The 14,992-nt window shown below is 65.6% G+C and carries 18 protein-coding genes; 11 read left to right on the top strand and 7 right to left on the bottom strand.

Annotated features, from left to right (window positions below; translation table 11 throughout):
- Positions 1-108: 108 nt before the first annotated feature.
- Positions 109-291 (top strand): hypothetical protein, encoded by a 183-nt coding sequence (locus tag ACFPZL_RS04945; protein WP_218114863.1) that lies wholly within the window; start codon positions 109-111, stop codon positions 289-291.
- Entirely contained in the window at positions 288-746 is a 459-nt protein-coding gene (locus ACFPZL_RS04940) for a GNAT family N-acetyltransferase (RefSeq protein ID WP_187555414.1), read from the top strand. The genes ACFPZL_RS04945 and ACFPZL_RS04940 overlap by 4 nt, the downstream gene beginning before the upstream one ends.
- A gap of 303 nt (positions 747-1,049) precedes the next feature.
- On the opposite strand, the gene ACFPZL_RS04935 is transcribed toward ACFPZL_RS04940, so the two are convergent.
- Positions 1,050-1,448 carry a helix-turn-helix domain-containing protein gene (locus ACFPZL_RS04935; RefSeq protein WP_236022005.1) on the bottom strand — a complete coding sequence of 133 codons (399 nt, stop codon included), beginning with the start codon at positions 1,446-1,448 and terminating at the stop codon, positions 1,050-1,052.
- An 86-nt stretch (positions 1,449-1,534) separates the two neighbouring features.
- A complete protein-coding gene (locus ACFPZL_RS04930) occupies positions 1,535-2,509 on the bottom strand; it encodes a VOC family protein (protein WP_218114862.1) in 975 nt (324 codons plus the stop codon).
- Positions 2,510-2,703: 194 nt separating this feature from the next.
- Here ACFPZL_RS04930 and ACFPZL_RS04925 point away from each other — a divergent pair, with 194 nt between their 5' ends.
- Together ACFPZL_RS04925 and ACFPZL_RS04920 are read left to right on the top strand one after the other, a co-directional pair.
- Positions 2,704-3,078, top strand: a complete 375-nt coding sequence (locus ACFPZL_RS04925) for a VOC family protein (protein ID WP_218114861.1) — start codon at positions 2,704-2,706, stop codon at positions 3,076-3,078.
- Positions 3,079-3,150: 72 nt separating this feature from the next.
- Positions 3,151-3,558, top strand: coding sequence for a VOC family protein (locus tag ACFPZL_RS04920; RefSeq protein ID WP_218114860.1), 408 nt, complete (start codon positions 3,151-3,153; stop codon positions 3,556-3,558).
- Positions 3,559-3,829: 271 nt separating this feature from the next.
- Here ACFPZL_RS04920 and ACFPZL_RS04915 read toward each other — a convergent pair whose 3' ends face one another.
- The 4 genes from ACFPZL_RS04915 to ACFPZL_RS04900 form a co-directional block, all read right to left on the bottom strand.
- The gene (locus ACFPZL_RS04915) at positions 3,830-4,459 is read right to left on the bottom strand and encodes a cation transporter (RefSeq protein ID WP_382333014.1); all 630 of its coding nucleotides are present in this window, start codon (positions 4,457-4,459) and stop codon (positions 3,830-3,832) included.
- A 53-nt stretch (positions 4,460-4,512) separates the two neighbouring features.
- Positions 4,513-4,872 carry a Cd(II)/Pb(II)-sensing metalloregulatory transcriptional regulator CmtR gene (gene cmtR / locus ACFPZL_RS04910; protein WP_218114859.1) on the bottom strand — a complete coding sequence of 120 codons (360 nt, stop codon included), beginning with the start codon at positions 4,870-4,872 and terminating at the stop codon, positions 4,513-4,515.
- 115 nt (positions 4,873-4,987) lie between these two features.
- A complete protein-coding gene (locus tag ACFPZL_RS04905; RefSeq protein WP_218114858.1) occupies positions 4,988-5,602 on the bottom strand; it encodes a HEAT repeat domain-containing protein in 615 nt (204 codons plus the stop codon).
- A gap of 73 nt (positions 5,603-5,675) precedes the next feature.
- Positions 5,676-6,623 (bottom strand): NAD(P)-dependent alcohol dehydrogenase, encoded by a 948-nt coding sequence (locus tag ACFPZL_RS04900; RefSeq protein WP_382334795.1) that lies wholly within the window; start codon positions 6,621-6,623, stop codon positions 5,676-5,678.
- A 56-nt stretch (positions 6,624-6,679) separates the two neighbouring features.
- Here ACFPZL_RS04900 and ACFPZL_RS04895 point away from each other — a divergent pair, with 56 nt between their 5' ends.
- Together ACFPZL_RS04895 and ACFPZL_RS04890 are read left to right on the top strand one after the other, a co-directional pair.
- Positions 6,680-7,378 (top strand): TetR/AcrR family transcriptional regulator C-terminal domain-containing protein, encoded by a 699-nt coding sequence (locus ACFPZL_RS04895; RefSeq protein WP_382332175.1) that lies wholly within the window; start codon positions 6,680-6,682, stop codon positions 7,376-7,378.
- Positions 7,375-8,124 (top strand): SDR family oxidoreductase, encoded by a 750-nt coding sequence (locus tag ACFPZL_RS04890; RefSeq protein ID WP_218114855.1) that lies wholly within the window; start codon positions 7,375-7,377, stop codon positions 8,122-8,124. Before ACFPZL_RS04895 ends, ACFPZL_RS04890 begins: the two co-directional genes overlap by 4 nt.
- Positions 8,125-8,209: 85 nt before the next feature.
- On the opposite strand, the gene ACFPZL_RS04885 is transcribed toward ACFPZL_RS04890, so the two are convergent.
- A complete protein-coding gene (locus tag ACFPZL_RS04885; RefSeq protein WP_218114854.1) occupies positions 8,210-9,655 on the bottom strand; it encodes an aldehyde dehydrogenase family protein in 1,446 nt (481 codons plus the stop codon).
- A 207-nt stretch (positions 9,656-9,862) separates the two neighbouring features.
- On the opposite strand from ACFPZL_RS04885, the gene ACFPZL_RS04880 reads away from it, so the two are divergent.
- The 5 genes from ACFPZL_RS04880 (at position 9,863) to ACFPZL_RS04860 (ending at position 14,934) form a co-directional block, all read left to right on the top strand.
- Entirely contained in the window at positions 9,863-10,474 is a 612-nt protein-coding gene (locus tag ACFPZL_RS04880) for a TetR/AcrR family transcriptional regulator (RefSeq protein WP_218114853.1), read from the top strand.
- Between the two features lie 168 nt (positions 10,475-10,642).
- The gene (locus tag ACFPZL_RS04875; RefSeq protein ID WP_236022004.1) at positions 10,643-11,026 is read left to right on the top strand and encodes a cupin domain-containing protein; all 384 of its coding nucleotides are present in this window, start codon (positions 10,643-10,645) and stop codon (positions 11,024-11,026) included.
- Positions 11,027-11,099: 73 nt separating this feature from the next.
- Positions 11,100-12,323, top strand: coding sequence for a TMAO reductase system periplasmic protein TorT (gene torT / locus ACFPZL_RS04870; protein ID WP_218114852.1), 1,224 nt, complete (start codon positions 11,100-11,102; stop codon positions 12,321-12,323).
- A 14-nt stretch (positions 12,324-12,337) separates the two neighbouring features.
- Positions 12,338-13,852 carry a sugar ABC transporter ATP-binding protein gene (locus ACFPZL_RS04865; RefSeq protein ID WP_218114851.1) on the top strand — a complete coding sequence of 505 codons (1,515 nt, stop codon included), beginning with the start codon at positions 12,338-12,340 and terminating at the stop codon, positions 13,850-13,852.
- On the top strand, positions 13,849-14,934 hold the full coding sequence (locus ACFPZL_RS04860; protein WP_218114850.1) for an ABC transporter permease: 1,086 nt from the start codon (positions 13,849-13,851) through the stop codon (positions 14,932-14,934). Before ACFPZL_RS04865 ends, ACFPZL_RS04860 begins: the two co-directional genes overlap by 4 nt.
- Positions 14,935-14,992 lie beyond the last annotated feature (58 nt).

Here is a 14,992-nt window from a genome sequence, read left to right as displayed (position 1 = left end):
TACGCTGAGACCGAGACGCTTCTGTCACCGACGAGCTGACAGGAAAACCGGTCGGAACAAGAACCAGGCCAATTCAGAACGTTTACGAAACGAAAGGAGGGACCACAAATGACAGAGAAACGCGAAGTGCCAGAAGCTGATCGGTTAGATCAACTCACCCCGATAGACCAAAGTGTCGCGGTCGAAGCGTTCGAGCACCGTGATACCGCTCCAGCCCTTGTGAATGAGGCTGATTGGATTGACCAACAGATACCTGTCCCTGTGGATGACCCTGAACAGGAGGCACAATGATGAACCTGAGAATCGAGGAACTTTCTCCCGCAACGATCCTCGCAGTTAACCAGATGCTCCTCAAGGAAGGGCAAGAAGAGTTCCTCGCCCCAGTCAGTTACGGGCTCGCGAGCGCCGTTGCCGACCCCAGAACCTTTTGGCAGCGTGTCGTACTCGAAGATGATCGAGTGGTCGCGTTCATTAGCGCGAACTTCGACCCGGAAGCAGTGCGCGAGGAGTTCCGTTCAGTGCTTTGGCGGATCAATGTTGAAGCCGATGACCAAGCCCGAGGAATTGGACGGTTCGCGATACAGCATCTACTTGACGAGGCTCATCGCCGAGGATTCGACTACGTGAATGTCATGTACGAAGCTGGGGAGGCCGGGCCGGAGCGATTCTTCCGTGCTGTCGGGTTTGAACCCATCGGTGAGACCGAGTACGGTGAGGTCATCGCCCAAATCCGACTCGAACAATAAAATGCTCAACACCTCAGCGGACCTCTTTCACTCCGGTGGTCCTTACGTGTTCAGGTGCGTGTGTGTTGGGACAGGAGAAGAGCACCGCCCGCGAGCGTGATGAGGAGTCCCAGTGGGGCGATGAAGCGCCAATTGGCCAGTGATTTCTCTTGCGGGGATTTTCTCTATCCGGGGCAGGTGTACCCGGTCTTTCGGTTCGCATAGGTGGATCAAAACTCATAGCTATTTCTCTCAATGGCACCTAGTTCGCAATCCTACGGCTCAGTACCGACATTCGAAGTTGCTTCGATACAACCCGCGAGATCATCGGCTCGTCAGTGAGCCTGCGGCCATCAGTGTCACACGCACTTGCTTGCGGCCGACACCGAGCGTGCGGGCGATCGCGCGCATCGAGATTCCGCTACCATACAGCTTCAATGCCTCTGCAGCCTCTTCGGTCGTGAGCCCGTGCTGGCGGCGCACGACGTTGTTGCGGGTAAGGTGCTTCGAAACTGTCGCGCGGTGCACACCATACTTTTGAGCTAGGTATCCGACGCTGAAACCAGTGAGGTAATCATCGACCAGGCGATCAACTTCAGCGGGAGTGAGAAAGGTTTGAGGTTTCCCAATCCTCCTGACGACAGGCCCTCGAACGTCGTGAATCGGTGCGCCATCGACCCGCTCCGATACCCGGTACACCCCACGTTTCCAGCGAGAAATCAACGACGATAGTCTCGGAGTGGGGTTTGAGAACTCTCTACGCAGGGACCCGAACGAAGATCCCCTGCAATCGCAGGGGATCTTCTGCCTCAGAGAGAGATGTTCACCGAGTTGCCCCACGGATCCTCGGTGGAAAGTCCCGTAGAAGAGCGCTCGTAGCTGTGACCCGCCGCCTCGAGTCGTTCGGCAATCCGATCGACGGCCTCTTCGTCGGGAACGGCGATCGTGAGGGCTCCGAGCCCGGTGGAATTCTCGCGGGCGCCCGCCCCGTCGCTCTGCCAGGTGTTCGTGGCGAGGTGATGGTGATAGCCGCCCGCGGCGTAGAACAGCGCCCCATCTGATTGAGCGGTCACGGCGAAGCCGAGCGCCTCGGAGTAGAAGGCGCGCGCTTCATCGAGGTCGCCGACCTTCAGATGCACGTGGCCCATGTTCGCTGAGCCCGTATCGTCGGACTCGGTGTTCAGATGCTCCTGAATGAAGGCCGCAGGATCGAGGAGTTCCGAACCCATTTGCACCTCGCCGTCCTCCCATACCCACTCGCTGCGCGGCCGGTCGACGTACAGCTCGAGGCCGTTGCCCTCGGGATCGAGGAAGTAGAAGGCCTGACTCACCGCGTGATCGGCCGACCCTTGGAACGTCTCGGGTGCGATGGTCGCGATGTTCACGAGGACTCGGGCGAGCGAGGCTTCGTCCGGGTACAGGATCGCCGAGTGGTACAGCCCCGCCTCGCTGAGCGTCGAACCGGTCTCGCCGTCGGATCCCGAGACCAAGCGCAGCAGGGGCGAATCGAGCCCGAGCTCCGCCTCTCCCTCGGACTCGCTCAGAACCGCGAGGCCGACGGCGTTCTCGTAGAACGCACGCACCTTCGGAAGATCGTGCACGTTCAACTCCACCACGCCCATGGACGTACTGTCGGGTAAGGCCGCAGGCGGCGCCGCAGCGCCGGTGCTCGGGCGGGACGACGACACGACACCCCAGACGATCCCGCCGACCGCTGCGAGCACGGCGATGACGGAGACGAGCAGGATGACCCGAGTTCGGGGATACTTTGGGAAAACGACCATGCCTACCCCGAACACGGGGCGGGGTGCCCGCATTCCTGTGAATCCCGTGAACCGCCCGTTTGATACTCTGGGCTGGATGATGACCAGACAGGCCCGTTGGCGCCGCTCCAGGATCGGCGACCTGGTCGTTCCCTGATCCGCGCTCCTCCTGAGTTCTGAATGCGACCGAGCTTATTCAGAACAACAGGAGAATCATGACTGCGCACTTCGATCACACCATCATCGCCTCCCTCGATCCCGCTGAGATGGCCTCGTTCTATCTCGATCTTCTCGAGGCAGACGAAGCCCCGTCGTGGGGGCCGTTCCAGAACGTCCAGATCGGGGGCGGCGTGCTGTTGCAGTTCGCGACTCCGCCGACCGAGTTCCCGCCCCAGCATTACGCCTACCTGCTCGATGACGCCCACTTCGGCCGCGCCTACGCGAAGCTCGTTCAGGCCGGGCGCGACCATTGGGCGGACCCGCAACGCTCACGCCCGGGTGCGATGAATCACGAGCACGGAGGCCGCGGCGTCTACCTGCTCGACCCCTCGGGTCACTACCTGGAGCTGATCACCAGGTCGTACTTGTAGCCGGGCAGAGGGCCGTGCGGTCGCCGGGCACCGTCGACGTGGCGGAAGCGCGTGCGCGGCTAGAGTCGTTCCATGGACCAGCGCATCAGCTTCATCACCCTCGCCGTCGAGAATGTCCCTCGGAGTCGCAGGTTCTACGTCGACGGCCTCGAGTGGGAGCCCATGTTCGAGGACGGCGATGTCATCATGCTCCCGGTCGGCGAGCATCTCTTGCTGTCGTTATGGAGCGTTGAGGGCTTCACTGCAGAGATCGGTGAGGCGCCCGTACGCGGTATCGCACCGATCGCGCTCGCGCACAACTGTGCAACGGAGGAGGAGGTCGATCGTGTGCTTTCACTTGCGGCGTCGCTCGGCGCGAACACACACCCCGCGGTGCGCAGGGACTGGGGAGGGTATTCCGGTTACTTCTCCGACCCCGACGGCTTCCGGTGGGAGATCGCGATGAATCCCGGGCCCACCGGTGACTACGTTCTGCCGTAGCGAGGAAAGCGATTGTCGGACGTGACGACAACGAGCCTCGGCCGGACGCACGACCTCTGGTCGACCAGCGCACCCGCGGCGACGACACGTTGCTGGCGGGCAGCCTGAAACGTCATGGGTTCAACTCGTGCGACGAGTGGACGCTCCCTCACGAGATGATCGAGCATCGGCACGGATGGGTCGGCTGCCGTCAGTCTGAAGGCATCGAGTAGGGCCAAGAGCGAGCGCAGCCCCGGCTGAGTGACCGTCGGGGGAGAGAACCAGAGAATGCCTAGGTGACCTGGCAGCAGTCGTCGTCGCAGCGATCTGCGTCCTGTTCCCCGGTGAGCGCAGCCACGGGCGCGGCGCAACATGCATCCCCGCGCCAGGCCTCGATGCCTTCGCGGATCGCGAATCCGGCGATGACGAGCGCGGCGACCGAATCCGCCCAGGCCCACCCGAGCAGACTGTTGAGTACGAGCCCGACCAGGAGCGCCGCGGAGAGGTAGCTGCAGATCAGCGTCTGCTTGGAATCGGCGAGCGCGGAGGCGGAGCCGAGCTCGCGGCCGGTGCGTCGCTCGAACCAGGACAGGAACGGCATCACTACCAGGCTCAGGGCCGCCATCACGATCCCGACCGGTGCGTGCTCAGGCTCCCGCAGCCCGAACAGTGACAATATCGCATCGACCGAGACGTAGGAGGCGAGGCCGAAGAACGACACCGCGATCACCCGCAACGCGATCTTCTCGCGCTGCTCGGGGTCGGGGGCGGCGAACTGCCAGGCCACCGCGGCAGCGGAGAGGACTTCCACGATCGAGTCCAGTCCGAACCCGATCAACGCCGCGGACGACGCAGCACCGCCGGCAGCAAGAGCCACGATCGCTTCGACGATGTTCCAGATGATCGTGATCGTCACGACGATCCTGATCCGGCTCCGCAGCACCCCCGTTCGGGCTAGGTTCAGCACCTCCGTCGTCACAGCGCGGGCTCCGGTTCGCAGCAGCCGGGCACTCTGCAAGCGGGGTCGATGCAGGGTTCGTTCTCGTCGACAGCGAGGGTCGCCTCCACCAACGCCGTCAGCGCAGCGGCCAGGTGCGGGTCGGCGATCTCGTATCGCGTTTGCCTGCCCTCGGGCTCGGCGACGACGATGCCGCACCCGCGCAAGCAGGCGAGATGGTTCGACACGTTCGTGCGCGTCAAGTCGAGATCGCGGGCGAGTTTCGCCGGATACCCCGGCCCGTCCAGCAGAGAGAGCAGGATGCGGGAGCGGGTGGGGCCGGCCATCGCACGGCCGAGCCGGTACATGACGTCCACGCGAGAAACAATAGTCAGCATATGCTGACTATACAGTGCTTGCTGACTTATTGGCACGAGTCCGATCCGCAGCCTCGCCCCGCTTTCTCGTTTCGGCCACCCGGTGCAGGGCGTTCATCCGCACCGGTGTCGGAGGTCAGGCGTCGCCGGGGTCGAGGTAGAAGGTGGCCTCGGGATCGTCGATAAGACGAATAGTCGCAGCCGCATGCATGCGCACCGCCGTGTCGGCGGCGAGGAGCGACGCCTGTGCGGCCTTCTCGCCGACGTCGCCGAGTTCGACGAACGCCCGCGCCAGGCTTCGCTGCACGTCGATGTCGCCCCGCCCGAACTCGAGCTTCAGCTCGTCGGCGAGTGCGCCGCGTTCAGGGTCGGGGATGAGGCCGACTGCCGTCCGCCAGGCCGTGCGGGCGACCTCGTCATTCGCATCGTGCAGATGCTCGCTCGTGATCGCCGGCCACGCGCGCTCGTCCCGAAGTTTCGACAGTGTGTGGAGCGCTTGCGAACGGGCCTGATCGACCGGTGAATCCAGCTCTGCGACCACGCGGTCGAGGACGCTCTGGTGAGAGAGCCGCGTCAGCGCCCACGTCAGCATCTCTCGGACGGAGAAGTCCGGCTCGACGGCGCAACGCCTAAGCAGCGGCTCCAAAAAGGCATCGTCGGGATCGGTGCCGGCGGTCATCGCCGCCTGGAGACGCGCCGAAGAATCAGGCCGCTCGAGCAGCCTGGCGAGCTGCACTGCGGGTGAGGACATGCCCTCATTCTTTCAGCGCATTCACTCAGCCGCTGCACGTCGAGCTCCTTGTACTCCTGCGCCTCACGAGAGGTCACATCCACGGTTGCACCACGACGTTGCCGACCTTGCGCCCGGAATCGACGATCCGGTACGCGTCGACGAGCCGATCCAACCCGCCGAGGGTCTCGGTGACGGGATCGAGCTTCCGCTCATCCAGCAAGCGCATGAGGCAGGCGATGTCGTCGGCGCGCTCCGCCGCGCTTCCAGCGAGCACGCGCCCACCCGAGCGAATCGTCTCGGCGAGGTCTGCAACGGCGAGGATCACCGTGCCGGCCGCTCCTGCGAGGCGAAGCCCGAGCCTGCGGTTGATATTGCCGACAGTGTCGAAGACCACGTCGAACCTATCGGAGATGCCGTCGAGCGGGGTGGCCGCATAGTCGATCGCCTCGTGAGCGCCGAGTCGGGTGACGAAGTCGTGATTGTTCCGACTCGCGACGGCTGTGACCTCGGCGCCGGCGAGCGCCGCGAGTTGCACGGCGCTGCTGCCGACCGCTCCGCTTGCCCCGTTCACCAGCACCCTGCTCCCGTGATGCACGCGATCGCGAAGAAAATGCAGCGCGGTCGCGCCGCCGAACACGGCACCCGCAGCGTCGACGTGACGAACCGAAGGGGGCTTCAGCGCCATCGATTTCGGCCGCACTGCTGCATACTGCGCATGCGCGCCCATGCGGGCCCCGTTCATCCCGGCGATCGAATCACCGACTGCGAATCCGTCGACTGCCGCCCCGACGCGTTCGATGACGCCGGAGAACGCCGTGCCGAGCACCTGCTGCCGGGGTCCGCGCACTCCGAGCGCCAGGCGAGCCGGCAGCCCGAAGCCCCGGGGGAAGCGCCCTGCTCGAATCCGAGCGTCGCCGGAGGTCACGGCGACCGCTTCAATGCGCACGAGCACCTCGCCGGCTCCGGGCTCCGGGCGAGCACGGTCGACGACCTCGACGATCTCCGGTGCGCCGTACCGCTTCACGATCGATGTCTTCATCATTCCCCGTCCTTACGCTCGTAAGTCGTCGTTGATCAGTGTAGTCTTACGGGTGTATGGATGCAAGGACGAATGGCACAGGCACCCGTAGAGCTTCTCCGGCCATGCCGCTGTCGAGGGCTCGAATCATCGCCGCTGCCGCCCGGGTCGCCGACCGGGGCGGACTGGACTCGGTGAGCATGCGCACGGTGGCGAAAGAGCTCGACGTCGAGGCCATGTCGTTGTACCACCACGTGACGAACAAGGACGCGTTGCTCGACGGTCTCGCCGATTGGGTCGCGGCGCAGTTCTACCGGCCGAAGACTGACGTCGGCTGGCGCGTAGAGATGACGAAGCGGGCGAACTCGCTACGCGCGGTGCTGAGCTCACACCCGTGGGGGCTCGGAATGATCGAATCGCGCAGCAATGCGGGGGACGCACTGCTGCGCCACCACGACGCTGTGCTGGGCTCGTTGCTCACCGTATTCCCGCTGCGGATGGCCGCGCACGCCTTCTCGATACTCGACGCCTACATCTACGGGTTCGTGCTCACCGAGGTCAACCTGCCCTTCGCGCCGGGCGAAGGGCACGAGAACGAAATGGCCGAGCAGCTCGTGCCCGACATGGCCGGCCTACCGCACCTCAGGCGAATGGCGACCGAACTCATGGCCACAGGCGAGTACTCCTTCACCGCCGAGTTCGAGGCCGGACTCGACCTGATCCTCGACGGGCTCGAACGGCACACCGGCGGCTCAAGATCGGAGGGAACATCATGAGAATCGCGATCGCGGGCGGGACCGGCACCGTCGGGCGCTACTGCGCTGAGACGGCGACCGCCTCAGGGCATGAGGTCGCCGTGCTCTCGCGGAGCACAGGCGTCGACGTCGTCACGGGCGCGGGACTCGACTCGGCGCTCGAGGGAGTCGACGCGGTGATCGATGTCACGGGGATCGTGACGCTCTCGTCGAGGAAAGCCCGGGACTTCTTCACCCGAGGCACCACGAACGTCCTACGAGCAGAACAACGCTCGGGCGTGAAGCACCACGTCGCACTCTCGATCGTCGGCATCGACGACATCGACGCCTCCTATTACGCGGGCAAGCTCGCTCAAGAGAAGGTCATCGAGGCGGGCCGCGTGCCCTTCACTATCGCCCGCGCCGCGCAGTTCCACGAGTTCGCAGGGCAGTTGCTCGCGAACGCTCGCGGGCCGGTGGCGATGCTGCCGAAGGCGCTGATTCGACCGGTCGCCGCCAGCGATGTGGCCGAACGCCTCGTCTCGATCGCGACCTCGGATCCGAAAGGGCGAGCACCCGACTTCGTCGGTCCTCGTGACGAGAATCTCGCAGACCTGGGCAGGGCGTGGCTCGCCCGCAATGGCAAGAAGCGACGAGTGCTCGAAGTGAGACTCCCCGGCCGCTACGGCGCGGGCCTCGCTTCAGGCGACCTTCGAGGGACCCGAGAAGCGGAGACGGCAACCCTCGATTTCGCCGATTGGCTCGCGAGCATCGCGCCGCCGAGCTGAGAGACCCGCGAGACGCCGCGCCTCGCCTCCAACGTGAAGTGCGCCTCGCGGATCCGGGAATCCGCGAGGCGCACTGCTGTCCAGCTCAGATGTCGTGCCGGATCATCACGTGCTTCGTGCTCGTGTACTGCTCCAGGTTGTACTTCGACATGCTCGAGCCGTAGCCCGACATCTTGTGGCCGCTGTGGGGGAGCTCGGACACGAGGGGGAGGTGCTCGTTCACCCAGACCGTGCCGAAGTGCAGCGCGCCGCTCACGCGGGTCGCGATGCCGAGATCCTTCGTCCACACTGACGCCGAGAGCCCCTGGCGCACATCGTTACCGAGTGCGATCGCCTCGTCCTCGGTCTCGAACGACTGCACGGTCATGAGCGGACCGAAGACCTCCTCCTGCACGATCTCGTCGTGCTGGGAGACGTTGTCGATGATCGTCGGCTGGAAGAAGTACCCCGGGCCGTCGGCCTTCGCGCCGCCCGTGATCACGCGCGCACCGCCGGCGACCGCCCGCTGAACGAAGCCTTCGACGCGCTGCCGCTGCACCTCGGACGCGAGCGGGCCCATCTCCACATCGGAGTTCCCCTCGGCGAGCGGATCGCCGAAGACGACGCTCTCGGTCATGGTCTTCGCCGCGGAGATGAATTCGTCGTAGACGCTCGCATGCACGAGCAGACGGGTCGCCGCGGTGCAGTCCTGGCCGGCGTTGTAGAAGGTGCCCATGCGCAGCGTCTCGACGAGCAGGCCGAGATCCGCGTCGGGGAATACGACGACCGGGGCATTGCCGCCGAGTTCGAGATCGACGTGCTTCAGGTTCTTCGCCGCCTTTTCGGCGACGGCGACTCCGGTGCGCTCCGAACCGGTGACCGAGATGGCCGCGATGCCCGGGTGCTCCGACATCGCGGCACCGACCTTACCGTCGCCGAGTACGAGATTCACCACACCAGGGGGGAAGACCTCGGTCGCGACTTCGGCGAGGATGAGCGCCGACAGGGGCGTCCCTTCGGACGGCTTGAGCACGAGCGTGTTCCCTGCGGCGAGCACCGGGCCGAGCTTCCAGGCCGCGATCTCCGCCGGGTAGTTCCACGGGACGATGCCGGCCACGACTCCGAGAGGCTCCCGACGCAGCACGCTCGTGCGGCCCTCCTGGTAGTCCGCGGATGCGACGCCGTCGAGGTTGCGCGCTGCGCCCGAGAAGTACTTCAGACCGTCGATGACGAAGTCCTCGATCTCCCAGCGGGCGCCGAACAGCGGCTTGCCCCCGTTCAGCGCCTCCTGCTGGATCAGCTCTTCCTTGCGCGCCTCGACGCGGTCGGCGAACTCGGCGAGCTTCTCCGCGCGCTCGCGAGGCGTGGTCTTTCCCCAGGTCGTGAACGCCGCGGTCGCCGCCTCGACCGCCCGGTCGACGTCGGCGCTCGAGCCCTCGGCGACGACGGCGATGACCTCGCCGGTCGCCGGGTTCACGATCTCCCGTGTTCCGCCCTCGATGGGTGCGACCCACTCGCCGCCGATGAGTAGGGCGGGATGCTGCTGTGCCATGATTCCTCCGTTTGGCGTTGTGCGACCATCGAGGTGGTCGTTCGCCAGTGATGCTAGTCTGAGACAGATGACTTAGTCAACTGTCCAAATTGAGAATATCGGCGCTGTGCGAACAGCGGTGTGCCTCCGCCCGCGGGTAGGCTGGGAGGGTGCCGACGCCGCTTCTCGCGTCGGTGGCGCGTGCCGTGACGAGAACGGAATAGAAGAATGGCGAGTTCGAGGGTGTCGCTGGACGAGCGGCGAGAGCAGCTCATCGCGGCGACGATCAGCGTCATGCAGGAGCAAGGGGTGCAGTCGATCACACTGCGCAATGTCGCGCAACGCGCGAACGCCTCGCTCGCGACCGTGCACTACTGCTTCGAGAACAAGGATGCGCTGATTCATGCCGCAGTGGTGCGGTGGCTCGAGAACATGGTGAGCTACACGACGAACATCCCGACGGGTGCGGGATTCCGGGCGGCCGTGCATTCCTTCGCTGAGCTCTACTGGGCCGATCTCGAGCGCACTCCCAATGATGTGCTCGCGCAGATCGAGCTGGTGCTGTGGGCGGCGCGCAACGAGGATTCCGGCGGCCTCCGTTCGCTCGTGTACACCGGATACGAGGACGAGCTTTCCGAGATCTTCGCCGCTGCGCTCGAGAACGAGTCCCCGGGGCGGGACTTCGATTCGCGGGGGTTCGTGCGGCGGTTGCTCACCGTCTTCGACGGGTGCAGCCTGCAGTTCCTCCTGCAGCCGGAGCTGCCGATTCACCGGGAGAACTACTTCTTCCTGATCGCGACGCTCATCGACTCGGTCCTCGGGGAGCGTGCGAAGGTCTAGCGTCCGTCGTCCCGTTTCGTACGATGCGGACCCCCGACGGTCTCGGGGGCCTGCGTTGTGCGCGCCAGCGCCCAGGATCCATAAGTTGGACAGTTGACATAGACGACTGTCCCTGTTACCGTCTCTCAGGTGGCAACTGCGCCACCGGATGGATACAGGAGGACGAGGATGTCTCGCGAGGACGGTCGAATCGATTTCTACCCCGGCAAGGAGCTCCCGCTGTTCCGGGAGGACTGGCCGCGGATGCGGAACAACGCCATCATCCCGGTCAGGAAAGAGGGTTGGGATGACTTCCTCGTGGCCGAGTGGTCGCTCGAGGGAGCGGCGTGGGAGGACTTCCATCCGCACCCCGAGTACAACTACGTGCTCGAGGGCGAGCTGCACATCACGGTCGACGGAGAGACCGTCGTCTTGAAGGCGGGCGACTCCGCCACGGTTCCTGCCGGAAAGCTCGGCCGGTACGAGGCACCCGTCTTCGCGCGCATGCTCGGCATTTACGGCTCGAACCCCGACGGCGAGGAGTCGAGCCAGTTCAAGTACGAGGAGATCTGACTCCTCCGCATCCGCGCAGCCAGGGACGTCCTCGCTGCGCACCACCGCTCACGCTCGTTCAAAGGAGAAACGAATGCGCACCACACGTCGACCCCTGACTGTCGCGGCCATCGCCGCGACAGTCGGACTTCTGCTCGCCGGTTGCACCACCGAGACCGATGCCGCCGAACGCGCCGAGCAGCCGGCTCCGCTGGCGGCTGTCGCCGAGGCGAACGGTATTTCAGCCGACCCCACGCAGAACAGTTCCGAAGCACTCATCGCCGCGGTGACCGCCGATGATTGGGCGGTGCCGGTCGAGATCATCGACTGCGCCGAGCCCGGCTGCGACGGCGAGCGCACGCAGAGCGTGTACACCCCGCTCTCGCCGGATGAGATCGAAGGCGATTGGGATCTCTGCGCCGTGCTGCCGCACGTGAAGGATCCCTACTGGCTCGGCATCAACGCCAATCTGGTCGAAGAGGCCGAGCGTGCCCAGGTCGGCCTGCAGGTCTACGAGGCGGGCGGATACACCGAGATCGGCACGCAGCTCGACCAGCTGTCGAACTGCGTCGCGAACGGTGCCGACGCCGTCGTCGTGAGCGCCGTCTCGAACGAGGCGCTCAACGCCACGATCGACGAGATCGCCGCGAAGGGTATTCCCGTCATCGACGCGGTGAACGGCGTGACCTCCGCGAATGTCGACGGTCGGGCTCTCTTCGACTACTGCACGCTCGGCGGCAACCTGGGTCGCCACCTCGCCGAGAGCGGCGAGACCATCAAGGCGGTCTGGTTCCCCGGCCCCGCCGGCGTCGGCTCGCTCGAGCAGCTCATGTCGTGCTTCGAGGCGCAGACCGAGGGCAGCAACGTCGAGGTGCTCGGCGTCTCCTACGGCGACACCGGCAAGGACGCTCAGCTCAGCCTCGTCGAGAACGCGCTGTCCGCGCATCCCGACATGAACTACATCATCGGCAGCGCGACCACGGTCGATGCGGCGGTCGGCCCGCTCACCGAGCGCGGCCTGACCGGCAAGGTGCAGACCGCCTCGTACTATTTCACGCCCGAGGTGTACTCGCTGCTCGAGTCGGGCGGCGCGACCTGCGCCAGCGCCGGCAACGACCTCATCCTCGGCCGCATCGCCGTCGACATGGCGCTTCGCGTGCTCGAGGGGCAGCCCTTCAACGGCGGCAACCACGTCGGCATGGCCGCCAACGTGATCTGCGGCCCGGCCGCCGGCGACGAGATGAACAACCTCGACACGCTGGTGAAGGAGCTCAACCTCCCGCCGGCCGGCTTCAAGCCGACGTTCTCGGTGAAGTAGCGAGGAGCATTCCCATGGATCGACGCACTGATACCGCCCCCGTCGTGTCGGTGAAGAACGTCACGAAGAACTTCCAGGCGGTCACGGCTCTTCGCGACGTGAGCATCGACTTCTTCCCGGGGAAGGTGCATGTGCTGTTCGGCGAGAACGGCGCAGGGAAGTCGACGCTCATCAACATCCTCTCGGGAGTGCACCAGCCGTCATCCGGCTCCGTGGAGATCGACGGGCTGGGGGCTGACCTGGTCAGCCCCCAGCGGGCCCGCGAGCTCGGCATCTCGTCGGTGTTCCAGGAGCCGGCGCTGGTCGGCACCCTGTCCGTCGCCGAGAACCTGACCCTCGGTCGGGAGAACCTGAGCGGCGGGTTCCTCAATCGGGCGCAGAACCGGAAGGCGGCGGAGCAGGCGCTCGCGCAGGCCGGATCGACGCTCTCCCTCGACCGTGCGGCTCGGGATCTGAGCCGCGCCGACCAGCAGGTCGTCGAGATCGCGCGAGCCCTTCAGGGATCCGCGAAGCTCCTCATCCTCGATGAGCCGACAGCCGCGCTCACCGAGGACGAGACGAGCCGCCTCTTCGACGTCGTGCGCCGGATGAAGGCGGACGGCATCGCGGTGATCTACATCACCCACCGGATGGGGGAAATCCGCGAGATCGGCGACACCGTCTCCGTCATGCGCGACGGGATGCTCATCGACACGCTCGACATCGACGAGGTGAGCGATGAGGAGCTCGTCACCCTCATGGTGGGGCGCAAGGTCGAATCCCTCTTCCCCGACATCCCCCACGACCCGCGCGAGGGCGGCCTCGAGCTCAACCGCGTCTCGACCTCGCAGCTGGTCGACGTGACGCTCACCGCGCGTCGGGGAGAAGTGGTGGGAGTCACCGGCCTCGTCGGGTCGGGGAAGGGCGACATCGGGCGCGCGGCATTCGGACTCACCGAGCTGCTGGCCGGCGAGATCCTCGTCGACGGGGCGGAGATCTCCGCGGGTTCCCCCGAGCAGCGCATCAAGCAGGAGATCATCTACTACCCCTCGGACCGCAAGCGAGACGGACTCATCCAGACGATGGCGGCGTTCGAGAACGCCACCCTCTCGGCGCTCGACTCGTGGACCCGCTTCGGGTTCATCGACCGCCGGGCCGAGCGGGCCGCCGCAGAGGACGTCCTGAAGCGGATGTCTCTGCGCCCCAACCATCCGGAGAGCCTTCCGGGGACGTTCTCGGGCGGAAACCAGCAGAAGATCGTGCTCGCGCGCGGCTTCACGCGAGAGTACGCGATCCACGTGTTCGACGAGCCGACCGCAGGCGTCGATGTCGGTGCCCGCGCAGAGATCTACGGCGCCATGCAGGCGCTCGCGGAGTCGGGCGCCGCGGTGCTCGTCATCTCCTCCGACCTCCCCGAGATCATCGGGCTGGTCCATCGCGCATACGTCATCGCTCAGGGATACGTCGTCGGCGAGTTCGCCGGCGACGAGCTGAGCCAGGACACCATGCTCCCGTACTTCTTCCAGGAAATGAAGGAACACACCTCATGAGCAATCAACTCGATGAACTGGCGCAGGAGCCACGGACGGGCGCGGTCCGCAAGCCGGAGCCCGTGGCGCAGGAGAGCGGGCTCAGCCGCTTCTTCCGCAGCCAGTTCGTGAACTACGGCATTCTCCCGATCCTGCTCGTCGTGCTCATCGTCGCATTCGCGATCACCGAGCCGCGATTCGTCTCGGGCGAGAACATCATCAACGTGCTGCGGCAGGTGAGCTTCCTCGGCATCATCGTCGTCGGCCAGATGTTCTACCTCATCACCGGGAACTACGACCTGTCGAACGGAGGCACGGTCGCGCTGTCGTCGATCGTCTGCGCGACGGTGATGGTCTCGATGACCGGCAGCGGCGCGAGCCCGGCCGCCGCGATGGGCGCGGGCGTCCTGGTCGCGGTGCTCCTCGGGCTCGTCGTCGGCATCGTCAACGGCGTGCTCATCGGGTACTACAAGATCTCCTCGTTCATGGTGACCCTCGGCATGGGGTCGGCGACGACCGGTGTCGCCCTGCTCATCGCCGGCGGCGTGCCCGTCACCGGCCTCCCGAGCGAGTTCACGAAGTACTTCGGCACGTCGTCGGTCGCGGGGATCCCGTTCCCGACGGTCATCTTCATCATCGTCATCGCCTTCGCCTACGTGCTGCTCAACTGGACCCGCCGCGGACGCCAGGCCTATGCGGCGGGCGGCAACCCGAGCGCGGCGTTCCAATCGGGCGTGAACGTCGGGCGCACGATCCTCATCATGATGGTGCTCGGCAGCGTGCTCGCGGGGCTCGTCGGCGTGATGCTGACGGCCCGTGTCTCCACGGGCGAGGCGAACATCGGGGTGCAGTACCCGCTCCAGTCGATCATCGCGGCGGTCATCGGCGGCATCGCGCTCGCCGGCGGCGAGGGTCGTGTCTCGGGTGCGGTCATGGGTGCGCTCTTCATCGTGCTGCTCAGCAACGGCATGGATCTGATCCGGGTGCAGAGCTACATCCAGGACATCCTGCTCGGTGCACTGCTCGTCATCGCTCTGCTGGTGGATCGCCTGCGGACCCGGTTCCGCATCTCCAAGAAGGCGGTCGCCGCCGCGACGAGTTAGCGCAGCCGCGGCGGTCGCCGCCGGCACGCGTTCCGCCCGCCCGCACAGCCGGACGGGC

The organism is Leucobacter soli (genome assembly GCF_042659205.1).
GTDB classification, from domain to species: domain Bacteria; phylum Actinomycetota; class Actinomycetes; order Actinomycetales; family Microbacteriaceae; genus Leucobacter; species Leucobacter soli.
The sequence above is the reverse complement of the archived record's forward strand: the minus strand, read 5'-3'. Positions and strand labels throughout refer to the sequence as shown.